The 19006-nt window shown below is 64.6% G+C and carries 16 protein-coding genes and 2 pseudogenes; 7 read left to right on the forward strand and 11 right to left on the reverse strand.

All coding sequences use genetic code 11. The features are described 5' to 3' along the window. Window positions 1-202: 202 nt before the first annotated feature. Both ACXAD2_RS04090 and ACXAD2_RS04095 read left to right on the forward strand, forming a co-directional pair. Window positions 203-454 carry a hypothetical protein gene (locus ACXAD2_RS04090; protein WP_475167221.1) on the forward strand — a complete coding sequence of 84 codons (252 nt, stop codon included), beginning with the start codon at window positions 203-205 and terminating at the stop codon, window positions 452-454. Between the two features lie 62 nt (window positions 455-516). Next, window positions 517-1719, forward strand: a complete 1203-nt coding sequence (locus ACXAD2_RS04095) for a bifunctional aminoglycoside phosphotransferase/ATP-binding protein (RefSeq protein WP_475167227.1) — start codon at window positions 517-519, stop codon at window positions 1717-1719. A 691-nt stretch (window positions 1720-2410) separates the two neighbouring features. On the opposite strand, the gene ACXAD2_RS04100 is transcribed toward ACXAD2_RS04095, so the two are convergent. The 9 genes and pseudogenes from ACXAD2_RS04100 to ACXAD2_RS04140 all read right to left on the reverse strand — a co-directional run bounded on the left by ACXAD2_RS04100 (window position 2411) and on the right by ACXAD2_RS04140 (window position 11810). Continuing rightward, window positions 2411-3145 (reverse strand): amino acid ABC transporter ATP-binding protein, encoded by a 735-nt coding sequence (locus ACXAD2_RS04100; RefSeq protein ID WP_224906917.1) that lies wholly within the window; start codon window positions 3143-3145, stop codon window positions 2411-2413. After that, window positions 3142-3816 carry an amino acid ABC transporter permease gene (locus tag ACXAD2_RS04105; RefSeq protein WP_475167231.1) on the reverse strand — a complete coding sequence of 225 codons (675 nt, stop codon included), beginning with the start codon at window positions 3814-3816 and terminating at the stop codon, window positions 3142-3144. Before ACXAD2_RS04105 ends, ACXAD2_RS04100 begins: the two co-directional genes overlap by 4 nt. 4 nt (window positions 3817-3820) lie before the next feature. After that, on the reverse strand, window positions 3821-4579 hold the full coding sequence (locus tag ACXAD2_RS04110) for an amino acid ABC transporter substrate-binding protein (RefSeq protein WP_475167234.1): 759 nt from the start codon (window positions 4577-4579) through the stop codon (window positions 3821-3823). A gap of 180 nt (window positions 4580-4759) precedes the next feature. Then, window positions 4760-5509 (reverse strand): annotated as a pseudogene (locus ACXAD2_RS04115) (SDR family NAD(P)-dependent oxidoreductase); the annotation flags it as partial. A gap of 71 nt (window positions 5510-5580) precedes the next feature. Then, window positions 5581-6909, reverse strand: a complete 1329-nt coding sequence (gene hisD / locus ACXAD2_RS04120) for a histidinol dehydrogenase (RefSeq protein WP_475167237.1) — start codon at window positions 6907-6909, stop codon at window positions 5581-5583. Between the two features lie 49 nt (window positions 6910-6958). Further along, window positions 6959-7723 (reverse strand): HpcH/HpaI aldolase family protein, encoded by a 765-nt coding sequence (locus ACXAD2_RS04125; RefSeq protein WP_475167239.1) that lies wholly within the window; start codon window positions 7721-7723, stop codon window positions 6959-6961. Between the two features lie 23 nt (window positions 7724-7746). Then, window positions 7747-9663: a TRAP transporter permease gene (locus ACXAD2_RS04130; RefSeq protein WP_475167241.1), complete on the reverse strand. Its 1917-nt coding sequence runs from the start codon at window positions 9661-9663 to the stop codon at window positions 7747-7749. A gap of 86 nt (window positions 9664-9749) precedes the next feature. Continuing rightward, window positions 9750-10718, reverse strand: a complete 969-nt coding sequence (locus ACXAD2_RS04135) for a TAXI family TRAP transporter solute-binding subunit (protein WP_475167244.1) — start codon at window positions 10716-10718, stop codon at window positions 9750-9752. Between the two features lie 111 nt (window positions 10719-10829). Then, complete coding sequence (locus ACXAD2_RS04140; protein ID WP_475167250.1) at window positions 10830-11810, reverse strand: LacI family DNA-binding transcriptional regulator; 981 nt, start codon at window positions 11808-11810, stop codon at window positions 10830-10832. 218 nt (window positions 11811-12028) lie between these two features. Here ACXAD2_RS04140 and ACXAD2_RS04145 point away from each other — a divergent pair. Then, window positions 12029-12232: pseudogene (locus tag ACXAD2_RS04145) on the forward strand (transposase domain-containing protein); the annotation flags it as partial. A gap of 82 nt (window positions 12233-12314) precedes the next feature. Here ACXAD2_RS04145 and ACXAD2_RS04150 read toward each other — a convergent pair. Continuing rightward, the gene (locus ACXAD2_RS04150) at window positions 12315-13220 is read right to left on the reverse strand and encodes a LysR family transcriptional regulator (protein ID WP_475167254.1); all 906 of its coding nucleotides are present in this window, start codon (window positions 13218-13220) and stop codon (window positions 12315-12317) included. A gap of 114 nt (window positions 13221-13334) precedes the next feature. On the opposite strand from ACXAD2_RS04150, the gene ACXAD2_RS04155 reads away from it, so the two are divergent. The 4 genes from ACXAD2_RS04155 (at window position 13335) to ACXAD2_RS04170 (ending at window position 16383) form a co-directional block, all read left to right on the forward strand. After that, window positions 13335-14267, forward strand: coding sequence for a VOC family protein (locus tag ACXAD2_RS04155; RefSeq protein ID WP_475167257.1), 933 nt, complete (start codon window positions 13335-13337; stop codon window positions 14265-14267). 5 nt (window positions 14268-14272) lie between these two features. After that, on the forward strand, window positions 14273-14878 hold the full coding sequence (locus tag ACXAD2_RS04160; RefSeq protein ID WP_475167260.1) for an alpha/beta hydrolase: 606 nt from the start codon (window positions 14273-14275) through the stop codon (window positions 14876-14878). Between the two features lie 112 nt (window positions 14879-14990). After that, window positions 14991-15290 (forward strand): GNAT family N-acetyltransferase, encoded by a 300-nt coding sequence (locus ACXAD2_RS04165; RefSeq protein ID WP_475167264.1) that lies wholly within the window; start codon window positions 14991-14993, stop codon window positions 15288-15290. Window positions 15291-15417: 127 nt separating this feature from the next. After that, window positions 15418-16383, forward strand: a complete 966-nt coding sequence (locus ACXAD2_RS04170) for a pirin family protein (protein ID WP_475167267.1) — start codon at window positions 15418-15420, stop codon at window positions 16381-16383. A gap of 503 nt (window positions 16384-16886) precedes the next feature. Here ACXAD2_RS04170 and ACXAD2_RS04175 read toward each other — a convergent pair. Next, window positions 16887-18893 (reverse strand): TonB-dependent receptor domain-containing protein, encoded by a 2007-nt coding sequence (locus tag ACXAD2_RS04175; RefSeq protein ID WP_475167269.1) that lies wholly within the window; start codon window positions 18891-18893, stop codon window positions 16887-16889. Window positions 18894-19006: the final 113 nt, after the last annotated feature.

Here is a 19006-nt window from a genome sequence, read left to right on the forward strand (position 1 = left end):
TTGCCGCGGTTAGTGAGACCCGGCCTGAGTACGGCACGAGGATCGAACGGTCGTGCCGAGGCAGCGCTCGTAATGGATGGCAACCCTGCATGTGGACTATGATCAACAAGCGTGAAGCGTGGCAGCGAGGCGCAGTCCTTGCTGTATATCAAGGCGCTTGGCCGTAACCGAGGTACAAACCGCCCAAATCGGGAGCGGTTCCATGCCACAGTCACAGACGGTCGACTTCCTCTCCTCGAGCGGGGCCTTCGCCTCAAAAGCGCCGGCACGCGTGTTGCACACCCACGGCGCCTTTGTCTTCCTAAGTGGCGATACGGCGCTCAAGCTGAAGCGGGCGGTTACCTGTGACTACATGGACTTGGGTACGGTCGAGCTCGGGCGCGCGATGCTGATGCGAGAGCTCGGCTCAACAGTCCTGCCGCCCCGGAGATATACCGCGATGTTCTGCCTGTGACACAGGGCCCGAACGGGCTTGAGCTCGCCGGGTCCGGCCCTGTGGTCGACTGTGTACCTCGAATGTGGCGCTTTCCCGAGGAAGATGAGTTCGAAGCAATCGTTGCCCGCGGGTCGTTCGGCGACCGACTGGCGGGATCAACCGGGGTCGTGATCGCGCACTACCACGCACGCGCACCAGTCGTGAAGACATCTGGCCAAGCGCTGATTGCGGCCATCCTCGCCGAACTCGGTCGCGTGTTCAGCGAGTTCGCTGGAGCCGCGGGCACCTCGGCGGTCACTGCTTGGCAGACCGCTGTGGGGGAGACGCTCGAAACGGTCGGCGCATTACTCGACGCACGTGGCGAAACTGGTCACATCCGTCGCGGCCACGGCGATCTTCATCTCCGCAACCTCGTAATGATCAAAGGACGGCCGGTGCTTGACGACGCTCTCGAATTCGACGAGGTGCTCGGCACATGCGACGCGCTCTACGATACAGGGTTCCTCGTTATGGACCTGTGCCACCGGGATCTGCATCGGCAGGCCTGTAGCGTCCTCGACGCGTGGCTCCGCGAAGCGCGTTGCGCCGAGAATGCGGGGCTTGCAGCGCTCTCGCTCTTCCTGTCGATGCGGGCCGCGATTCGAGCAATGGTGCTGCTGCAGACCGATGCAGCGCGAGACCAAACAGGTAGCAGTACTGCGGAGATCAGCGCCTATCTCGACCTCGCGCTGGCGGCGCTGCGCCCATCAGAGCCCACGCTGGTTGCCATCGGGGGATACTCGGGGAGCGGCAAAAGCGTTCTGGCTCAGTCACTGGCGCCTGGCCTCGGGGCGTTGCCCGGGGCGGTCTTGGTATCCTCCGATCTGAAACGGAAGGCCGGACAGGCCTCGACCGCTCGCCTTGGGCCCGAAAACCACACGCCCGACCGGCGCGAGGCGGGCTATGCAGAGATGTTCGAGCGGACGGAAACGCTGACCCGAGCGGGCCAGACGGTGATCCTAGATGCGACCTTCACCAGCCCGTTCATGAGAACCGCCGCCGCGGCCGTTGCAGCCCGTACCGGAGTTCCCTTCCAGAGCCTTTGGTTGACCGCATCCGAGGCGGTTCTCACCCACCGAGTACACGCCCGGACAGGGGATGCGTCGGATGCAGATGTGGCGGTTCTGGGCGCGCAGCTCGCGGGCGACTTGGGAGAAATGCTTTGGGAGACCGTCGACGCGTCTGGCACCCCAAAAACCGTGCCGGACAAAGCGCAGCAATTTCTCAGGCGATGTGGGACCTGACCATTCGCTCCCGACACCGAGAGCCAGCGGGAAGCGTCTCTTCCTCTGCGGAAAACGAAGCGGTAGATTGCCCGATGGGGTGAGCGAGAGAGGATAAGCCGCAAGAACCGCATCGGAGGTTCAACAACCGCGCCTGACACCTGATTGAGCCTGGTCGAATGCATAATCGGCTCTTCTCGAATTCCTTGCAGACTGCCTGTGAGACGATTTCGAGCGGATAATTGCAAATTATGCCAAAGACGTTTACTCTCGAAGAAGGGTTTTGAAGTCGCGATCTTCTTCGATGCGCTCAATTGTCGGCGTGTAGGTCGATCCGGGACATAGTTTTTGGAGGCACTTGGACCCTGCACTCGACAAATATTCTTTAGCGCTTCACCAAAGGCTAGGCCGATGGGCCCACCACTCCGAAGCCGTCCCCCGGCGCTCCGGTATCCAAGCCGTGTGTCGCATACGACCAGCGCTTTGCCGGGCATGACCTCGCTGAGCCGAGGCTGGAGCGCCCGCATGATTTCGGGCGTCTGGCTGAACGGGCCATTGATCACGCAGTGATCCGGCTTCAGCGTGCGCACCAGGTTGCGCAGACACAGGCGATGTACCCGATCGACATCGACCTGTCGGCGACATCCGGGCACACGGCGAGGACGTCGCCGAAACCCCATTCATCCGACGGAAGCGACGGATCGGGGTCGGCCTAGTGCGACAGGCGCTTGAGGAACCGCTGCAGCCGCTCGTCCTTGGGCGCGCCGAAAATCTGTTCGGGCGCGCCTTCCTCGACGATCTTGCCGCCGTGCATGAAGATCACCCGGTCGGCGATCTCGCGGGCAAACTGCATCTCGTGGGTGACGATCAGCATGGTCTGCTTCCGCTCGGCCACCCGGCGCATCAGGTCCAGCACCTCGCCGACCCATTCGGGATCGAGCGCCGATGTGGGCTCGTCGAACAGCATCAGTTCGGCACCGATCGCCATGGCCCGTCCGATCCCGACGCGCTGCTGCTGCCCGCCCGACAGGCTCGCCGGGTAGCTGCCCGCCTTCTCGGCCAGACCGGTCTCCGCCAGCACCTCAAGCGCCCGCGCCTCGGCCTCGGCCTTGGGGCGGCCCTGCACGGTGACCAGCGCCTCCATGATGTTCTCCTTCGCGGTCTTGTTGGCAAAGAGCGCGTAGTTCTGGAACACGAAGGCCGAGCGGCGGCGTAGAGCGAGGATCTCGGCCCGCGATGCACGGGCGGCATCCAGCGTCACATCGCCGATGGTGATCTGCCCCGCGTCTGGCTGGTCGAGGAAGTTGAGGCAGCGCAGCAGCGTCGATTTGCCGGTCCCCGACGGGCCGATGATCACCACGCGCTCGCCCGGCGCGATATCTAGGTCGATGCCGTCAAGCACTGCTGTGCCGTTGAAACTCTTGCTGAGACCGCGGACCTTGATCATCGTGCATATGCCTTGTTCAGGTAGGTTTCGAGCCGCTTCTGACCCTGGCTCAGCAGTTCCACCATGGCCCAGTAGATCAGCGCCACGACAAGGAACGCCTCGAAGTAGAGGAAGCTGCCTGCCGCCTCTTTCTGCGCCGCGCCCATCATCTCGGTGACGCCGAGGGTGAAGGCCAGCGAGGTGCCCTTGATCATGTCGATGAAATAATTGACCAGCGTCGGCGCGGCGACGCGCGCCGCCTGCGGGAGGATGATCCGCCGCATCATCTGCAGCTGGGTCATGCCGATCGACTGCGCGGCCTCCCACTGGCTGCGGTCAACGCCAAGGATGGCGGCGCGGATTGTCTCGGCCATATAGGCCGAGAAGTGCAGCGTCAGCCCCATGATCGCGGCAGTGACGCCGTCGATGCTGGTCAGGAAACTCAGCACCTGCGGCAACCCGTAGTAGAACAGGAACAGCTGCACCAGCAGCGGTGTGCCGCGGAAGAAGCTGATGAACAGCACCACCGCCCAGTCGAGCCAGCGGATGCGGAACACCCGCTCGACCGCCAGCAGCGAGGCGAGGACGAGCGCTAGCACCATCCCCGCCGCCGCCATGCCCAGCGTCAGCGGCACATAGCCCAAGATGACGGGCACCAGCCCCAGCATGTAGTCGAGGTCCAGTCCCCGCATGATCTTACTCCGGGCTGGTGATGTCGGTGCCGAACCACTTCTGCGAGATCTCGGTCAGCGTGCCGTTCTCGCGCAGGGTGGTCAGCGCGGCGTCCACCTCGTCGCGCAGCGCGGTGCCGGTCTCATCGGTACGGAAGGGCAGCGCGTTGCGGATTTCCGAGAACGGCTTGCCTGCCAGTTCCAGCGGCAGCGGGCTTTCCTGGATCAGCTGCGCCGACGACACGCGGTCCATCACAAAGGCATCGACACGGCCCAGAGCGGTATCCTGCGCGATGTTGGACTCATAGGTCTTGATCTCGATCTCGTCAGCGAAGGGCAGTTCGCGCAGCAGCTGCTCGAAGTTCGAACCGAGGTTCACCGCGACGGTGCGGCCACGCAGGTCCTCGACGCCAGCCACCACGTCATTGCCCTCACGCACCACCACCTGCGCACCGTCATAGACGTAGGGCTGGGTGAAGGTGAACTTGGCCTCGCGCTCGGGAGTGATGGTGATCTGATTGGCGATCGTGTCGATGCGGCCCGCGTCGAGCGCGCCGATCAGACCCGAGAAGGACATGGTCTCGAACTCGACGTCGAGGCCGGTCTCTTCGCCGACGGCGTTCATCACGTCCACCTCGAAGCCCTGCAGCACGTCCTGCTTGACGAAGGTGAAGGGGAAATAGCCGCCCGACATGCCCACGTGCAGGGTCTGGCCCTCCTGCGCGGCAGCGGCGCTGGCCAGTCCGGCGGTGATCGCAGCAGCGGCGATGATGGATTTGAGCATTGTGGCAACTCCTTTGAATTAGGAGCACTAGGTGTCTTCGCGGGCCCCGGGGATCAATGGCCCGGAAAAGAAAAGGCCCCTGTTGCCGCCCGGTGCGCATCGGCCGGAACGCCGTTCTGCATTTCCCGCCTCTGGCGGAATGCGCGTTTGCTCCTCTACAGCGCGGTCCGCCCCTTTCAGTCCGCCATCCACCAGCAGCGAGGTCCCCGTCACCAGCGACGAAGCCTCCGAGCACAGGTAGACCACCGCCCCCATGATGTCCTCGACTTCGCCGACACGTCCAAGCTTGATCTTGTCTTCGATCCAGGCGCGGCGCGCGGGGTCCGCCAGCGTCTGCTCGCCAAGAGGCGTCCGGATGAACGTCGGGCAGAGCGTGTTGATCCGCACGCCATGCGGGCCCCACTCGATGGCCATGGATTTCACCATGCCCTCGAGCGCGTGCTTTGAAGCGCAGTAGACGCCGCGGTCGATGCCCCCGACATGGCCCATCTGGCTGCTGACGTGCACGATCGACCCGCGTTTGCCGCGGTCGATCATCCGGCGTGCCGCGGCGGTTGACAGGAAGTAGGCAGCCCGCAGGTTGACATGCATCACCGCGTCGAAGTCCTCGGGCGTCGTCTCGAGCGCCGGACCATGCCGCGCCATACCGGCCGAGTTCACCACGATATCGACGGCATCCATCTCATCCAGCGTCTCACGCGTCGTTTCAACGTCGGTGATATCGAGGGTGAGCGTCTCGCAGGACAGGCCCTCGCGCTCCATTGCCTCGACCAACTCCGCAAGCGGCCCGGCCCGGCGCGCGACGCAGATCACATGGGCCCCTGCCCTGGCGAGCGCTGTGGCCGCGCCAAGACCGATGCCGGAGGTCGCCCCGGTGACTAGGGCGCGCTTGCCCCGGAGCGTGAAACTTGGTGTTGCCGGCAGCTGCATGTCTGCTTCCTTCCTGCTTCAGATACTCGGCGGGCCCGGCCACAACCTTGCGCAGGCCGGGCCCGTGCAGATCACTCCGCCGCCTCGCGATAGGGTGCGGCTCCGCCGAACGGCACGTCGATGCCGCCGTAGCGGCGGACGCGCAGGTTGCACTGCTCGGCATGACCCACGAAACCCTCGAGCAGGCACAGGCGCGATCCATACTCGCCGATGGTTGCAGCGGCCTGGTCACTGGTGATCTTCTGGTAGCTATGGGTCTTGAGGAACTTGCCAACCCAGAGACCGCCGGTGTAGCGCCCGGCCTTCTTGGTGGGCAACGTGTGGTTGGTACCGATCACCTTGTCGCCGTTGGCCACGTTGGTGCGCGGGCCGAGGAAGAGCGCGCCGTAGCAGGTCATCTTCTCGAGGAACCAGTCGTCGCGGTCGGTCATCACCTGCACGTGCTCAGAGGCGATGTCGTCAGCCACCGTCAGCATCTCGTCATAGCTGTCGCAGACGATGACCTCGCCGTAATCCTGCCAGCTGGCGCGGGCGGTCTCGGCGGTGGGCAGGATGTCCAGCAGGCGCTCGATCTCCGCCAGCGTCGCCTCGGCCAACGCCCGCGAGTTGGTCAGCAGCACCGCCGGCGAGTTGTAGCCGTGCTCGGCCTGGCCCAGCAGGTCGGTGGCGCACATCTCTGCATCCACGGTCTCGTCGGCGATCACCATGGTCTCGGTCGGACCGGCAAAGAGGTCGATGCCGACCCGGCCGAAAAGCTGTCGCTTGGCCTCTGCGACAAAGGCGTTCCCGGGACCGACCAGCATGTGCACCGGCTGCATGCTCTCGGTCCCGATGGCCATTGCGCCGATTGCCTGGATGCCGCCCAGGACCCAGATCTCGTCGGCGCCGCCGAAATGCATGGCGGCAATCACCGCGGCATTGGGCTTGCCGCCGAAGGGCGGCGTGCAAGCGACAATGCGGGGCACCCCGGCGACCTTGGCGGTGGCCACCGACATATGCGCCGAGGCGACCATCGGGAACTTGCCGCCGGGGACGTAGCAGCCGACCGATTGCACCGGGATGTTTCTGTGTCCGAGGATGACCCCGGGCAGGGTCTCGACTTCGATATCGGTCATCGAGGCGCGCTGCGCCTCGGCGAATTTTACCACCTGCGCCTGCGCGAAGCGGATGTCGGCGATCTCCTGCTCGGTGAGTGTGGCGATCAGCGCGTCGATCTCTGCCGCGGACAGGCGGAAGTTCTCGGGGCTGTAGCTGTCGAACTTCTCCGACAGCGCCCGCACCGCCGCGTCGCCGCGCGCCTCGATGTCGGCCAGCGTGGCTTCGACGATCGCCCGGGTCTTGGCGTCGTCCTCACGGCGGTCGTCGTCGGATTTGCCGCGCTTGAGATACTCGATGGTCATTTCGGATTGCTCCTGTCGGATAGATTGGGGAGAAACAGAGCCAGCACGGTCAGGGCGCGAAGCTCTGCCGGAAGGCGCTGGTCAGCGCGGCGCCGCCGCCCTGCATGAGGGTGTGCTCGGAGCCCACGACAAATAACGAGCCGCCTGCGTTTCGGTGGCCCTCCAGATCTTCGCTGGGGGCGCAGTAAAGCCCCGTGGCCGCACCCTCGACCGCGAGGATCTTTCGGGTCATCTCGGCGACCTCCGGGGCAAAGAAATTGTCCAGCCCGTGCGAAACCGCCAGGTCGGCCCGACCGATGAACAGGGCATCCACCCCCTCGACTGCGGCAATGCCGGCGTGGTTGACCACGCCGTCCGGATCCTCGATCTGGCAGATCAGGGCGAGCTCGTTCCGGGCCTTGCCGAGATGCTCGGCCAACGGCCGCCCGGCATATTCCGCAGCGCGAGTGGTGCCGGCAAAACCGCGCCCACCCGGACCGTAGGCCACCGACTTCGCCAGCGCCTCCGCCTGATGGACGGTTTCCACATGCGGCACCATCACGCCCGCCGCCCCGGCGTCGAGCACGCTGAGCACCCAATCGGGTGTCGCCACCGGCACGCGCACGACGATCGGACATCCGAGAGCCCGGCCGGCCATCACCATCGTGTCGGTGCTGCCCCGATCGAAGGGCGCATGTTCGGCGTCGACGACGAGGAAGTCGAAGCCCGCACGCGCCATGACTTCGATGATGATCGGATGCGGCGTCTTTATGAAAGCCCCCACAAGCGGCTCACGCGCGGTCAGGCGGGCCTTGAAATCTGCATTGGTCGTCATGGTCTGAACTCCTTTTGCCGCGGTCACGCAGGTTGCGTTTCGCTGGCCTCATGCGACGGGGTGATCTTGCGCGAACTCAGGACCAGCGCGCCAAAGAGCAGTGCGCCACCCAGTGTGGCCCACCAGGGCGACATCAGCGCGAGGATCGCCGGCAGCACCCAGAACAGGCGTGACGCTGCGCCCCAGGGAAGCCGGGCCCCGCCCAGAAGATGCGCCGTCGACAGGACGAAGACTGCACCCGAGATCACGGCGCGGGCAATGCCCTCGGCGCCGCCGCCGCCCAGCATGCCGGGATAGGCGATGAACAGCATCGGCAAGGCATAGGCGGTGGCGCCGAGCCGCAGCGTCTGGCCGGCGACCTTCACCCATGGCGCCTGCGCGATGGTGGCGGCGACGAAGACGCCAAGGCAGACCGGCGGGGTGATCACCGACAGCGCCGCGTAGTAGAGGACGAACATATGCACGACCAGCGGGTCGATCCCCTGCTGGATCAGCGCCGGCGCAAACACCGCGGCGACCATCACGTAGGCAGCAGAGGTCGGAAGCCCCATGCCCGCGATCAGGCAGACCACCGCCATCAGGCCGGCAATCAGCCAGAGCTGCCCCTGCCCGATGCTCAGCACCGCCGCCGTCACCGCGACACCGAAGCCAGTGAGGTTGATCATCGCGACGAAGACCTGCGCGCCGACCAGAAGGATGCCCACGATGACCACGCCCTTGCCGCCGGCCTCCAGGGCGCGAAGGATGATGCCGAGCACGGCACGCGGGTCCTCGCCCTTGCTGACGCGTGCCACGAGCACCGCGATCAGCATGGCGATCATGCCGTAGCAGGCGGTCAGCTCGACGGAGTTTCCGTTGATCACCCCGAAGGACAGGCCGAGCAGGCCGGCGACGATCGGTGCTAGCCGCGCGAAGCTCATGGCACCGCGCCAGTCCGGAAGCGTGTCGTCGGTGACCGGCCGGAACCCCTGGCGCAGCGCGATGACGTGCACAGTGCTGTAAATGCCGAGATAGAAGAGCAGCGCCGGTACCACGCCCGCAAGCGCGATCGACCAGTAGTTCAGGCCGACGAGCTCGGCCATGACGAAGGCGGCGGTGCCCATGATCGGCGGCGCAAGCTGGCCGCCGGTGGATGCGATCGCCTCCACCGCCCCTGCATAGGCAGGCGGGTATTTCAGGCGCTTCATCAGGGGGATGGTGAAGTTGCCCGTCGTCGCAACATTGGCCACGGTCGATCCATTGATGGCGCCGAAGAAGCCCGAAGCAAAGGTCGCGATCTTCGCCGCGCCGCCCGGTCGCGAGCCGCCGAGCCGTGCGGAGAGGTCGAAAAACGTCTCGCCCGCACCGGTGTGCAGCAGGATCGCCCCGAAGAGCACGAAGGCTGCCAGCGTTGTCGAGGCCACGTTGACCAGCATGCCCCAGAGGCCGCGGTCCGACAGGAAAATGATCTCGGTCAGATAGCCGGTATCGAAGCCGCGGTGCCCGAACTGCCCGGGGATGAGATAGCCGAAGAACGCATAGCCGACAGAGATGAGCACGATCAGCGGAAACACCCAGTTGGAGGTGCGCCGCGCCAGCTCCAGGACGCAGAGCAAGGTGCCGAAGCCCATCAGCATGTCCCAGCCGTTGGCCCAGGGCAGATCGGTCATGATGTTCTGGTAGTTGCCGATGATGTAGCACCCCGAAACCGTCACCACGGCGACAATCGCGGCGTCGATGAGCATGCCGAGCGGGCGCCAGCGGCTGCCCTCAAAGAGCGGATGCATCAGCACGGCCAGCGCACTGATCGTCATGACGAAGAGCGCCCGCTGGACCAGAGACTCAAACGGTCCGTTGAACGATGTGTAGAAGACGAACGCACCGAGAAGGACGGCAAGCACGGCAATCGCCGTTTGTCGCAGCCTGGTCGGAAACGGGGGAGCGTCGGAGGGAACGGTCATCGCGGCACCTTCGCGGAATGAGGGGATGGACCGGGCAGCCTGAAGCTGCACCGGTCACAGGACAGATGGTTGCCTCGGGCGAGCCCTTACTTCAGGCGCTCGGGCACGGTCAGGCCGATTTCCTCGTAGAAGCGGATCGCGCCGGGATGCAGCGGGCTGGTGGCATATTGCAGCGTCAGCTCCGGCAGGTTCAGCCCCTTGACCGCCGGGAAGGCCGCGCCCTGCTCGTCCATGTTCTCCATCACCGCCTTGGTGATGTCATAAGCGGTCTGCTCGTCCATGTCGGGTCGAGCGGAAACGCCGATCATGAACCCCCAGGCCGTGTAGGGCCCGGAGTTTTCCATCTCGCCGCCCGGCATCTCGACGATCGAGAGTTCCGGCAGCGTCTCGCGGATCTCGGCTTCCTGCGCGTCGTCGATCCCGAGTACCTGCAGCGGGGTGAAGGCAGCGATATCGGTAGTCAGCGCGTCAAAGCTGGTGCCGACCGCGCTTTTCACGAAGCCCTCCGAACGGTCGTCCTTGATGGCATTGGCCTGTTCGCCATTGGTGCCGCGGACCCAGTCCGGGGTGATACCCAAGAGGTCGAACACCTCCTGCGAGGTCGCCTCGGTCGAGGAGCCGCGCATGCCCGGGCCGAACTTCTGCCCTTCGAGCCCGGCAAGGTCGGTGATGCCGGAATCGCGGCGGACAACGACGTTCTGCGGCGCCAGCGAATAGGCCCAGAGCAGTTTCGACTCGACCGGTCGCCCGTCGAAGGACTTCACGCCATTATAGGCCTGGTAGAGCGTCGAGGTGGTGATCAGGCCGATGTCGAGCTGCGAGCGAGCCATGCGCTTGAGATTGTCGACCGTCGCGCCGGTTTCGACCACCGAGGCCTGGTAGGCGTCAGGAAAGCTGGCGTTCACGATCTGCGCCAGCGACGCGAAATAGGCGTAATGCGCGCTCTGCGAGTTGGTTGCCCCGAAGGCGAGACGGGTTTCGGCCCAGGCGGGCGCAGTGGTGGTGATGGCAGACAGCGAAAGGATCGCCGTCGCCGCCAGGCAACGGAATTTCATGGATTCTCCTCCCAAAGAATTCTGAGTCACCCACGAACGGGTGCTGGGAAGGGATTAGCCACAGAACGCCAGAGGCGTGCAACTCTTGCCATCAGTTATGAAATTATTTCACTATCCACTTTCACGTACCTGCATCTCGCCGGAAAGGATTCGGATATCACCAATCTCTTCCGACCCATCTGAGGCGAGAATGATGTCCACTGCCTGATCGAGCATCCGGCGCAAAGGCTGACGCACCGTGGTCAGACGGTAGGATTCCCAAGCGGCCATCGGGATATCGTCGAAGCCCACCACCGCCAGATCATCGGGGACGCAAACGCCGGCGATCCGTGCAGCGTCCAGCACCGCGATGGCCATGATGTCATTGGCACAGAAGACGGCATCTGGCAGCGGCCGCTGTGCCAGCATTTCCTGCGCCGCAGCATAGGCGCGGCGGTAGTCGAACCCTCCGTCGAACTGCTGCGCGAAGACACGTCCCGCGTCCTCCAACCGGTCGCGGAAACCGCGCATTCGCTCGAGATGCGTGGACGTGTCCCGCCGCCCTCCCATGAAGGCAATGCGCTTTCGCCCCGCATCGAGGAACCTCTCTGCAACCCTCTGCGCACCTCCATAATTGTCGCAGCAGACCGCCATCATCCGACTGTCCGTCTGCACGCGGTTCAGCAGTACCGCCGGAATGCCATTTTGCCGGCAGGCTCGCGCGAGCCCAGACGTCAGGGTCGAATTGGCCAGGATGACGCCCTCCGTGCGGAAGTCGAGAACCTGCCGAATGGCAGTGTCTACATCCTCAGCCGAGGGCACCACATGCACGATCGCTTTCAGCCCGCGTTCCGGCAAGAGCCGCGTCATCTCGTCTACGGCAATCGGGTAGAACGGATTCTGCATCTCGCTCACGACCATGGCGATCGTATTGGTCGCCTGCGTCGCGAGCACCTGATCGACCTTGCTGACATAGCCCAGTCGCGTGGCGGCCGCGAAGATTGCCTTGCGCTTGTCCTCGGATATCGGGGCAGTGCCCCGATACGCCCGAGACACCGCGGACACGGAAACGCCGGCTTCCCTCGCGACGTCTTTTGCTGTGATCTTTCTCATGCCTACAGTCTTAACATATTTTCATGACAAGTGAAAAATTTTCATCACTGAGTCGTCTCGACGCGACTCCGCCGGTGGTATCCACTCCATCCTCGCCACAGGGCGCGGCCGAGGTATTTAGAGAAGCGCAGGGACTCGTTGCGCAGCGAGCCTTTGTCCGCCGTTGGTCTGAGGGCAACGGCGAGCGCTCCAGCCGCGATGGTCTTCCAAGGCTTCGCGTTCTAGCCGGGGCTGATGCTGGCGGCGAGATCCTCGCGGAGGCAATGACGATCTTCGAGAGCGCAAAGCTCAGCGGCCACGCCCCCGAAGCCTTTCTGGCAGACATCCTGGTCCGCATCGGCGACCACAAGATCAACCGCCTCGACGAGCTGCTGCCGTGGAACTGGGTGCCGCTGGATCAGGGGGCAAAGGCCGTCGCCTAATCTGCGGTCCTTACCGGCCGATTACGTTGTTTCCTAGGGTGCGTATGTCCAAGCTCGCATCATAATCGGCGGCGCATACAAGTTAGAATCTAAAGCTGTCGATGTCGCGGATGTAGGCTTCGAAGAAATCGGTGAAAGTTCCGACCAGCGGCGGAAGTTTCTCATAGGGCGGATAGTAGAGCATGAGGTTGAGTGGCGGCAGTTGCCACTCAGGCAGCACCACCTCAAGAGCGCCGGAAGCCAGCCCGTCCCGGACCAGAAAGTCTGGCAGGTTGACGATGCCGTTTCCCGAGAGCGCCATCTCATAGAGGAACTCGCCGTTGTTCGACATGACATCGGTCCCAGCGCGCAGCGTCCGACGCTGGCCGCCACGGGTAAACGTCCAGGTCTCAGCAACGCCCCCATGGCCGTAGGACAGGCAGTGTTCGGGCAGCAGCTCTTCGGGGGCCTTCGGGCGCGGGATGCGATCAAACAGCGAGGGCGCGGCGACCACCTGCCGGGGCACGTGACAGATCCGCCGCCAGATCGTCGACTTGTCCGCCGGCGGGTCCGAGATGCGGATCGCGAGATCGCAATCAGCCTCGAGGATGTCCACCAGTACATCGGTCAAATGCACGTCGAGCGCGATATGCGGATAGGCCAGCCGGAAGCTCGCCACCAGGCCTGGCATCAACCGCATGCCAAACGACATCGGCGCATTGATCGCCAACCGCCCCCGGTCGGGTCTCGTGGTGCGCGTGACCTCCTCTGTCACCCTGTCGAACTCTTCGAGCACCGGGCGGTAGCGCGCCGCGACCATCGCCCCTGCCCCGGTGAGCGAGACCTGCCGCGTCGTGCGCAGCAGCAATTGCTGGCCGAGGTCCTCCTCGAGCTGGGCAATGATCCTGGTGATCGATGCCGGGGTCATCCGCAGGCTGCGGGCGGCCCCGGCAAAACTGCCCTGCTCGACGACTTCAAGAAACACGCGGATCGGCTTGATGGTCTGCATCACGTCAGATTGTTGCGATCCATCGCAATGGTAAATGCCAGTTAGTTTCTATTCTTGAAAATTATCGTAGCCCCTATCTTGGATGCAACAGACACACACCTGATGGAGATCGAGATGATCACGGACATCAAAGGGCTGCACCACGTCACCTCGATGGCGGCGGACGCGGCCGAGAACAACCGCTTCTTCACCGACACGCTCGGCCTGCGCCGGGTCAAGAAGACCGTCAACTTCGACGCGCCCGAGGTCTACCACCTCTACTACGGCGACGAGATCGGCACCCCCGGCTCGGTGATGACCTATTTCCCCTTCGGCCAGATGCCCTGTGGCCGCCGCGGCACCGGCGAAGTCGGCGTGACCGAGTTCGCCGTGCCCGAGGGCGCGTTTGGCTACTGGCAGGACCGGCTCGCCGCCAAGGGCGCAACCGAGCTGACCGAAAGCAGCTTCCTCGGCGAGACCCGGCTGGAGTTTGCCGGCCCCGATGGCGACGGCTTCGCGCTGGTGGAAAGCCCTGATCGCGGCCGCGCCGCCTGGACCGGCGCCGGCGTGCCGGAAGAGGCCGGCATCCTCGGTTTTCACGGCGCCCGGATGCGGCTGCGCGATAGCGCCGCCACCGCCGAGCTGCTGACCTTCATGGGCTACCAGAAGGACGAGACCGACGGCACCGTCACCCGCTACCGCATCGATGGCGGCAATGCTGCCGACACCATCGACCTCGAGGCCGTGCCCGGCGGGCAGACCGCCGCGCAGGGCGCGGGATCAGTGCATCACATCGCTTTTGCAGTCGAGGACCGCGCGGCACAGCTGCGGGTGCGCGAGGCACTGCTCGACACCGGCTATCAGGTCACCCCGGTGATCGACCGCGACTATTTCTGGGCGATCTACTTCCGCACCCCCGGCGGCGTGCTCTTCGAGATCGCCACCAACGAGCCCGGCTTCGACCGGGACGAGGACACCGCGAACCTCGGGCAGGCGCTGAAGCTGCCGACCCGATACGAGCCGTACCGCGGCCAGATCGAAGGGCTTCTGCCCGCAATCGGAGCCTGATCGCCATGACCCAGACCCTGAGCTACTACGCCCGCACCCGTGCCCCCGATCCGGGTGCCCCGCTGATCTTCGCCTTTCATGGCACTGGCGGAGACGAGAACCAGTTCTTCGAGCTGGTCCGGCAGATCCGCCCCGACGCGGGCATCGTCTCGCCCCGGGGAGACGTCTCGGAAGGCGGCGCCGCGCGCTTCTTCCGACGCACCGGCGAAGGCGTCTATGACATGGACGACCTCGCGCTGCGAACCGAACGGATGGCGGCCTTCATCGCCGCGCACAAAGCCGCCAATCCGGGCGCTCCGGCCTATGGCTTCGGCTATTCCAACGGTGCCAATATTCTTGCCTCGGTGGTGATGGCGCATCCCGAACTCTTCGACAGGATCGGCCTGCTGCACCCGCTGATCCCGTGGGAACCTGCACCAGTCGATCTTGGCGGGCGGCCCGTGCTGGTCACCGCCGGGCGCCGCGATCCGATCTGCCCGTTGCCGCTCACCGAAGGGCTGCTGATGTGGCTTTCAGACAGTGGCGCCGACGTCCGGACCGAGATCCAAGACGGCGGCCACGAGGTCCGGCAGGGCGAGATCGCGGCCCTCGCCGAGCTGCTCACCACCTGACCCGCCCCGGCGCGCTCCCCGGGCGCCGGAGACTTCTCCCGCCGTATCGCCCCGGACACTCCCGTCACGGCGCCGGTCCGGTGCCACCCAGCCCCAATCAGGAGACAGCAGAATGACCGACCCGATCATCAGTTACAGCGAAACCGACAGCAAGGCACGCTATGTCGCCACGGTGGAGGGTGTCGCGGGCGAAGGCGAGTTGACCATCTCCAAGGTCTCGCCAACCCTCATCATTGCTGACCACACCGCAGTGCCCGAGAGCATGCGGGGCATGGGGATCGCCAAGGAACTGGTGCTACGCCTTCTCGAGGACGCACGCGGCAAGGGCCAGCGCATCGTGCCGCTCTGCCCCTTCGTGCGCGGCTACGCGATGCGCCACCGCGACGAGACCGCCGACGTCATCCAGTGGTGACCCTGCCGGTCGCGGCGTCTCCGAACACGGGGCAGTTGCGGTAAAGTCATGCGGGCGAGGCATCGCCCGTGCCAGGAGGAAACACAGGACAGAGGCGGTAACGCCGCCCCCCCAGAGGAGACCCGAGATGAGCTGGAACCCCACCCATAGCCCCGAATGCCCGAACTTTGGCTGCGGCGCACTCGAGACGTTGATCATCCCCCGCGCCCGCGACATCGGCGGCTTCGACGTCCGCCGCGCCCTGCCTTCACCGAAGCGGCAGATGGTCGGACCGTTCATCTTCTTTGACCAGATGGGTCCCGCCGAGTTCATCACCGAGGGCGGCATCGACGTGCGCCCGCACCCGCATATCGGGCTCGGCACGGTCACCTACCTCTATCAGGGCGAGTTCGAACACCGCGACAGCATCGGCAGCCACCAGATGATCTACCCCGGCGAGGTCAACTGGATGACCGCGGGCCGCGGCGTGACCCATTCGGAGCGCACCAGCGAAAAGACCCGCGGCACCCGCCACAGCCTTTTCGGCATCCAGACCTGGATCGCCCTGCCCGAACACCTCGAGGAAAGCGAGCCCGGCTTCGAGCACCACGGCAAGGAGGCGCTCCCTGTGATCTCTGACGGTGGCAGCGAAGCCCGGCTCATCCTCGGCGCCGCCTATGGCGAGAGCAGCCCGGTGACCATGCCGTCCGAAACCTTCTACCTCGACGTCGTGCTGCAGCCGGGCGCCGGGTTCCCCTTGCCTGACGATCAGGAAGACCGCGGCATCTACGTCACCGAAGGCGCGATCGAGGTCGCGGGCGACATCTTCGAGGCCGGGCGCATGATGGTGTTCCGCCCCGGCGACCGAATTTCGGTCAAAGCCGGTCCCCAAGGCGCCCGCCTAATGGCGCTCGGCGGCGCGACCATGAGCGGGCCAAGGTATATCTGGTGGAACTTCGTCTCGTCGTCAAAGGACCGGATCGAACAGGCCAAGGAGGACTGGAAGGCCGCCGACTGGGCGAACGGTCCCTTCCGCCTGCCGCCCGGCGACGAGCAGGAGTTCATCCCGATCACCGAAGAGCTGGACCGCACCCGCCCGAGAAACTGGGGCTAGTTTCCGGACAGGAATATGCATAGCGAGGCGGATCGATGAGGCACTTGAAAGCTCATGGGCGGAGAACGCTGAAATATGTATTTTGAGGTGATCAACATCCAGCGGTTCCGAGACGCACTGCTTGCCGATACGGCTTTTCAAGTCCATGCCAAGACCGGTGGTCCGGTCGCAGTGATCCCTGTCAGGCATCCTGGATGCGCGGCGAGGGCGTACCCGGCGAAGGCATAGCACCTATCGTCCGTTGCCGTTGAAGCTGACTTTGGGACGTTGGGTCGGGCGGCTATCGCACATAAAAGCGAAGAAGCGACCCGGGATACCCGGATCGCTTCCTCCCCGAACGCAAGGGCTGGCTCCCTTGCTCTTTTGCTTACGTCCCTGCCGGTCTTGGCCATGGACCCTTTGCGCCCCGAGGGTTGGGGCATTGGGTCTCTTGCTGGCCGTTATCCCCCCGGCTGCGGCGTGCCTTCCGCCGCCAAGGGGACCTGACTACTGCTCGGCCTAGCTCAGAAAGTCAGCTGGAGCCCCAGATAATATGTGCGCCCGGGGCCATTGGCGGTGGCGGCGTAGGGCAGATATTCCTCGTCTCCGACATTCGCCACCTTGGCGGTGATCAGCAGATTGTCGGTGGGCTCATAGCTCGCGAAGATATCCCACAGCCCGTAGGCATCGCTTTTCTCTTCGCTGTCGATCGACACCCCGGCGGCCGTATAGCTGTAGGTCGCGCCGGTGGTCAGTTCGCCATTCATGAAGTGACGTGCCAGCGTGGTCGAGAAGGTTTCGGGCGGTTGCAGCTCGTAGCCCTCATAGCCCGACGGCGGCGTCGAGTCCGAATTGGTGTAGGAGAGCGCACCCGACCACAGTTCGGAGTCGTAAGCGGCCTCGAGTTCGAGACCCTGCGTGACCGTCGTGCCGTCAATATTGTCGTAATAGGCAAGCGTCGTCGCCCCAACAGAAGTATATGCGTCCTCCGTGACGTAGGCGACGTAGTCTTCGACGTTCATCTTGTAGTAAGCGACGCGCGCAGTGAGGCGATCGCCGGCGGTCAGCAGATCATTGCGCGCGAGATTGACCCCGATTTCGCCGCCCTCAGAGGTTTCGGTCTCGAGATCGGGGTTCGGCCCGAGATAGAGGTTGAAGAAGCCGTAGCCGTGGAAGCTTTCCTGCAGGGTCTCTTGCAACGACGGCGCCCGGCTGCTCCGCGAGATGGAGACATAGGGCTGCAGCCAGTCGTTGACCTGATAGGCCAGCGTCAGCTTCGGATCGAAAGACGTCTCGTCGATATCCACATCGCCCGACTCCAGTTCGTTGTCGAGGCGACCCTTCAGGCTGTAGTCGCTGTAGCGCAGCGCGGCGGTGACTTCCCACGGACCGTTCGAGAAGGTGTTCTCGGAGTAGACGCCAAGGTTCTTCGCTTCGCCGTAGGTTGGGTTCGCCCCCCCTTCCGCGCCGCCCAGAACGTCTTCGTAATACTCGAAGCCATTGGTCGAGGTGAGCATCCAGCCCCCCAGCGCAAGCTCGCTGACATTGGTGACGTCGAGCCCGGTGGTGATGGTCTGCATCTGACGTCCGACGTAAGAGCCGGTGCCGTCGATCGAGCCGGTGTATTCATTGTCGGTGACCGAGCGATACAGGTTCGCGGTCAGGTTGACCGCCGGGCTGTAGTCGAGCGTGTAGCCCAGCTTGTAGAGGTCGGTCGTCATCTCCTGATAATAGGAGTTGGAGGCATAATCGGCGTTCATTCGGGTCGCCAGAAGCTCGAGGCTCTGGGTCTCGGTCAGCGCGTAACGGCCGCGTAGCATATAGCTGTCGCGATCCTTGTCGGTATTGTCCACCGTGTTGCCTGCGCCATCCTCAAAAGCATCGGCGGTGGCCCGTGCATAGGCCGCCAGCACCGAGCCCCGCTCGCCCACATAGGCAGCGGCCCCCATGCGCCCGAAGTCGTCACCATTGTCGCCATAGCTCAGCTTGACGCGGCCACCGGCGCCCTGACCGTCAACGATGTCCTCTGCGTCGATCAGCCGGAAATTCGCCGCACCGGCGGAGCCACTGCCGCCCGCGGTCACCACCGCGCCGCGGGTGATGTCGATGCCCTGCAGGAACAGCGGTTCAAAATTCGCGTAGCCCTCCGAGGCGTGCCCGTTGAAGCGGAAGTTCTGCGGCACCCCCTCGACGGTCATCGCGACCCGGCCCTGCCCCTGCAGCCCGCGGATCGAGACGGCAACACCGGGCTGGCCCGGGTTCAGGCGCGTCGACGCGCCGGGCGTTTGGCGGATCACATCATCCACCGTCGCCGTGCCGCCCTGCGCGGTCACCGCATTGCCCTCGAGGTGCGAGGTGTTTTCCCCGGCGTAGGTCGGCGTGCCGTCTGCGGAATAGCCGACGACGATGCGCCCGAGGTACAGATCGTCGCCCTCTTCCGTCTCCTGCGCCACGGCGCTCGTTCCGGTTACGGCCATCGCCAGCGCAATTGCGGTTGCGCATCGGTAAGTTGCAGCAAGTCTCATCGTCATCCGTTCTGGTCCCTTCGCCGACGCATGGGCGCACTCTGGCCCTCGCCCGTCGCGACGCGTCGGCACACTCGTTATCGAACGGCATCAGCTGGGCTGGCCGCTCGGGGTTCTTG

It is taken from the genome of Salipiger sp. ABN3_019 (assembly GCF_056158605.1).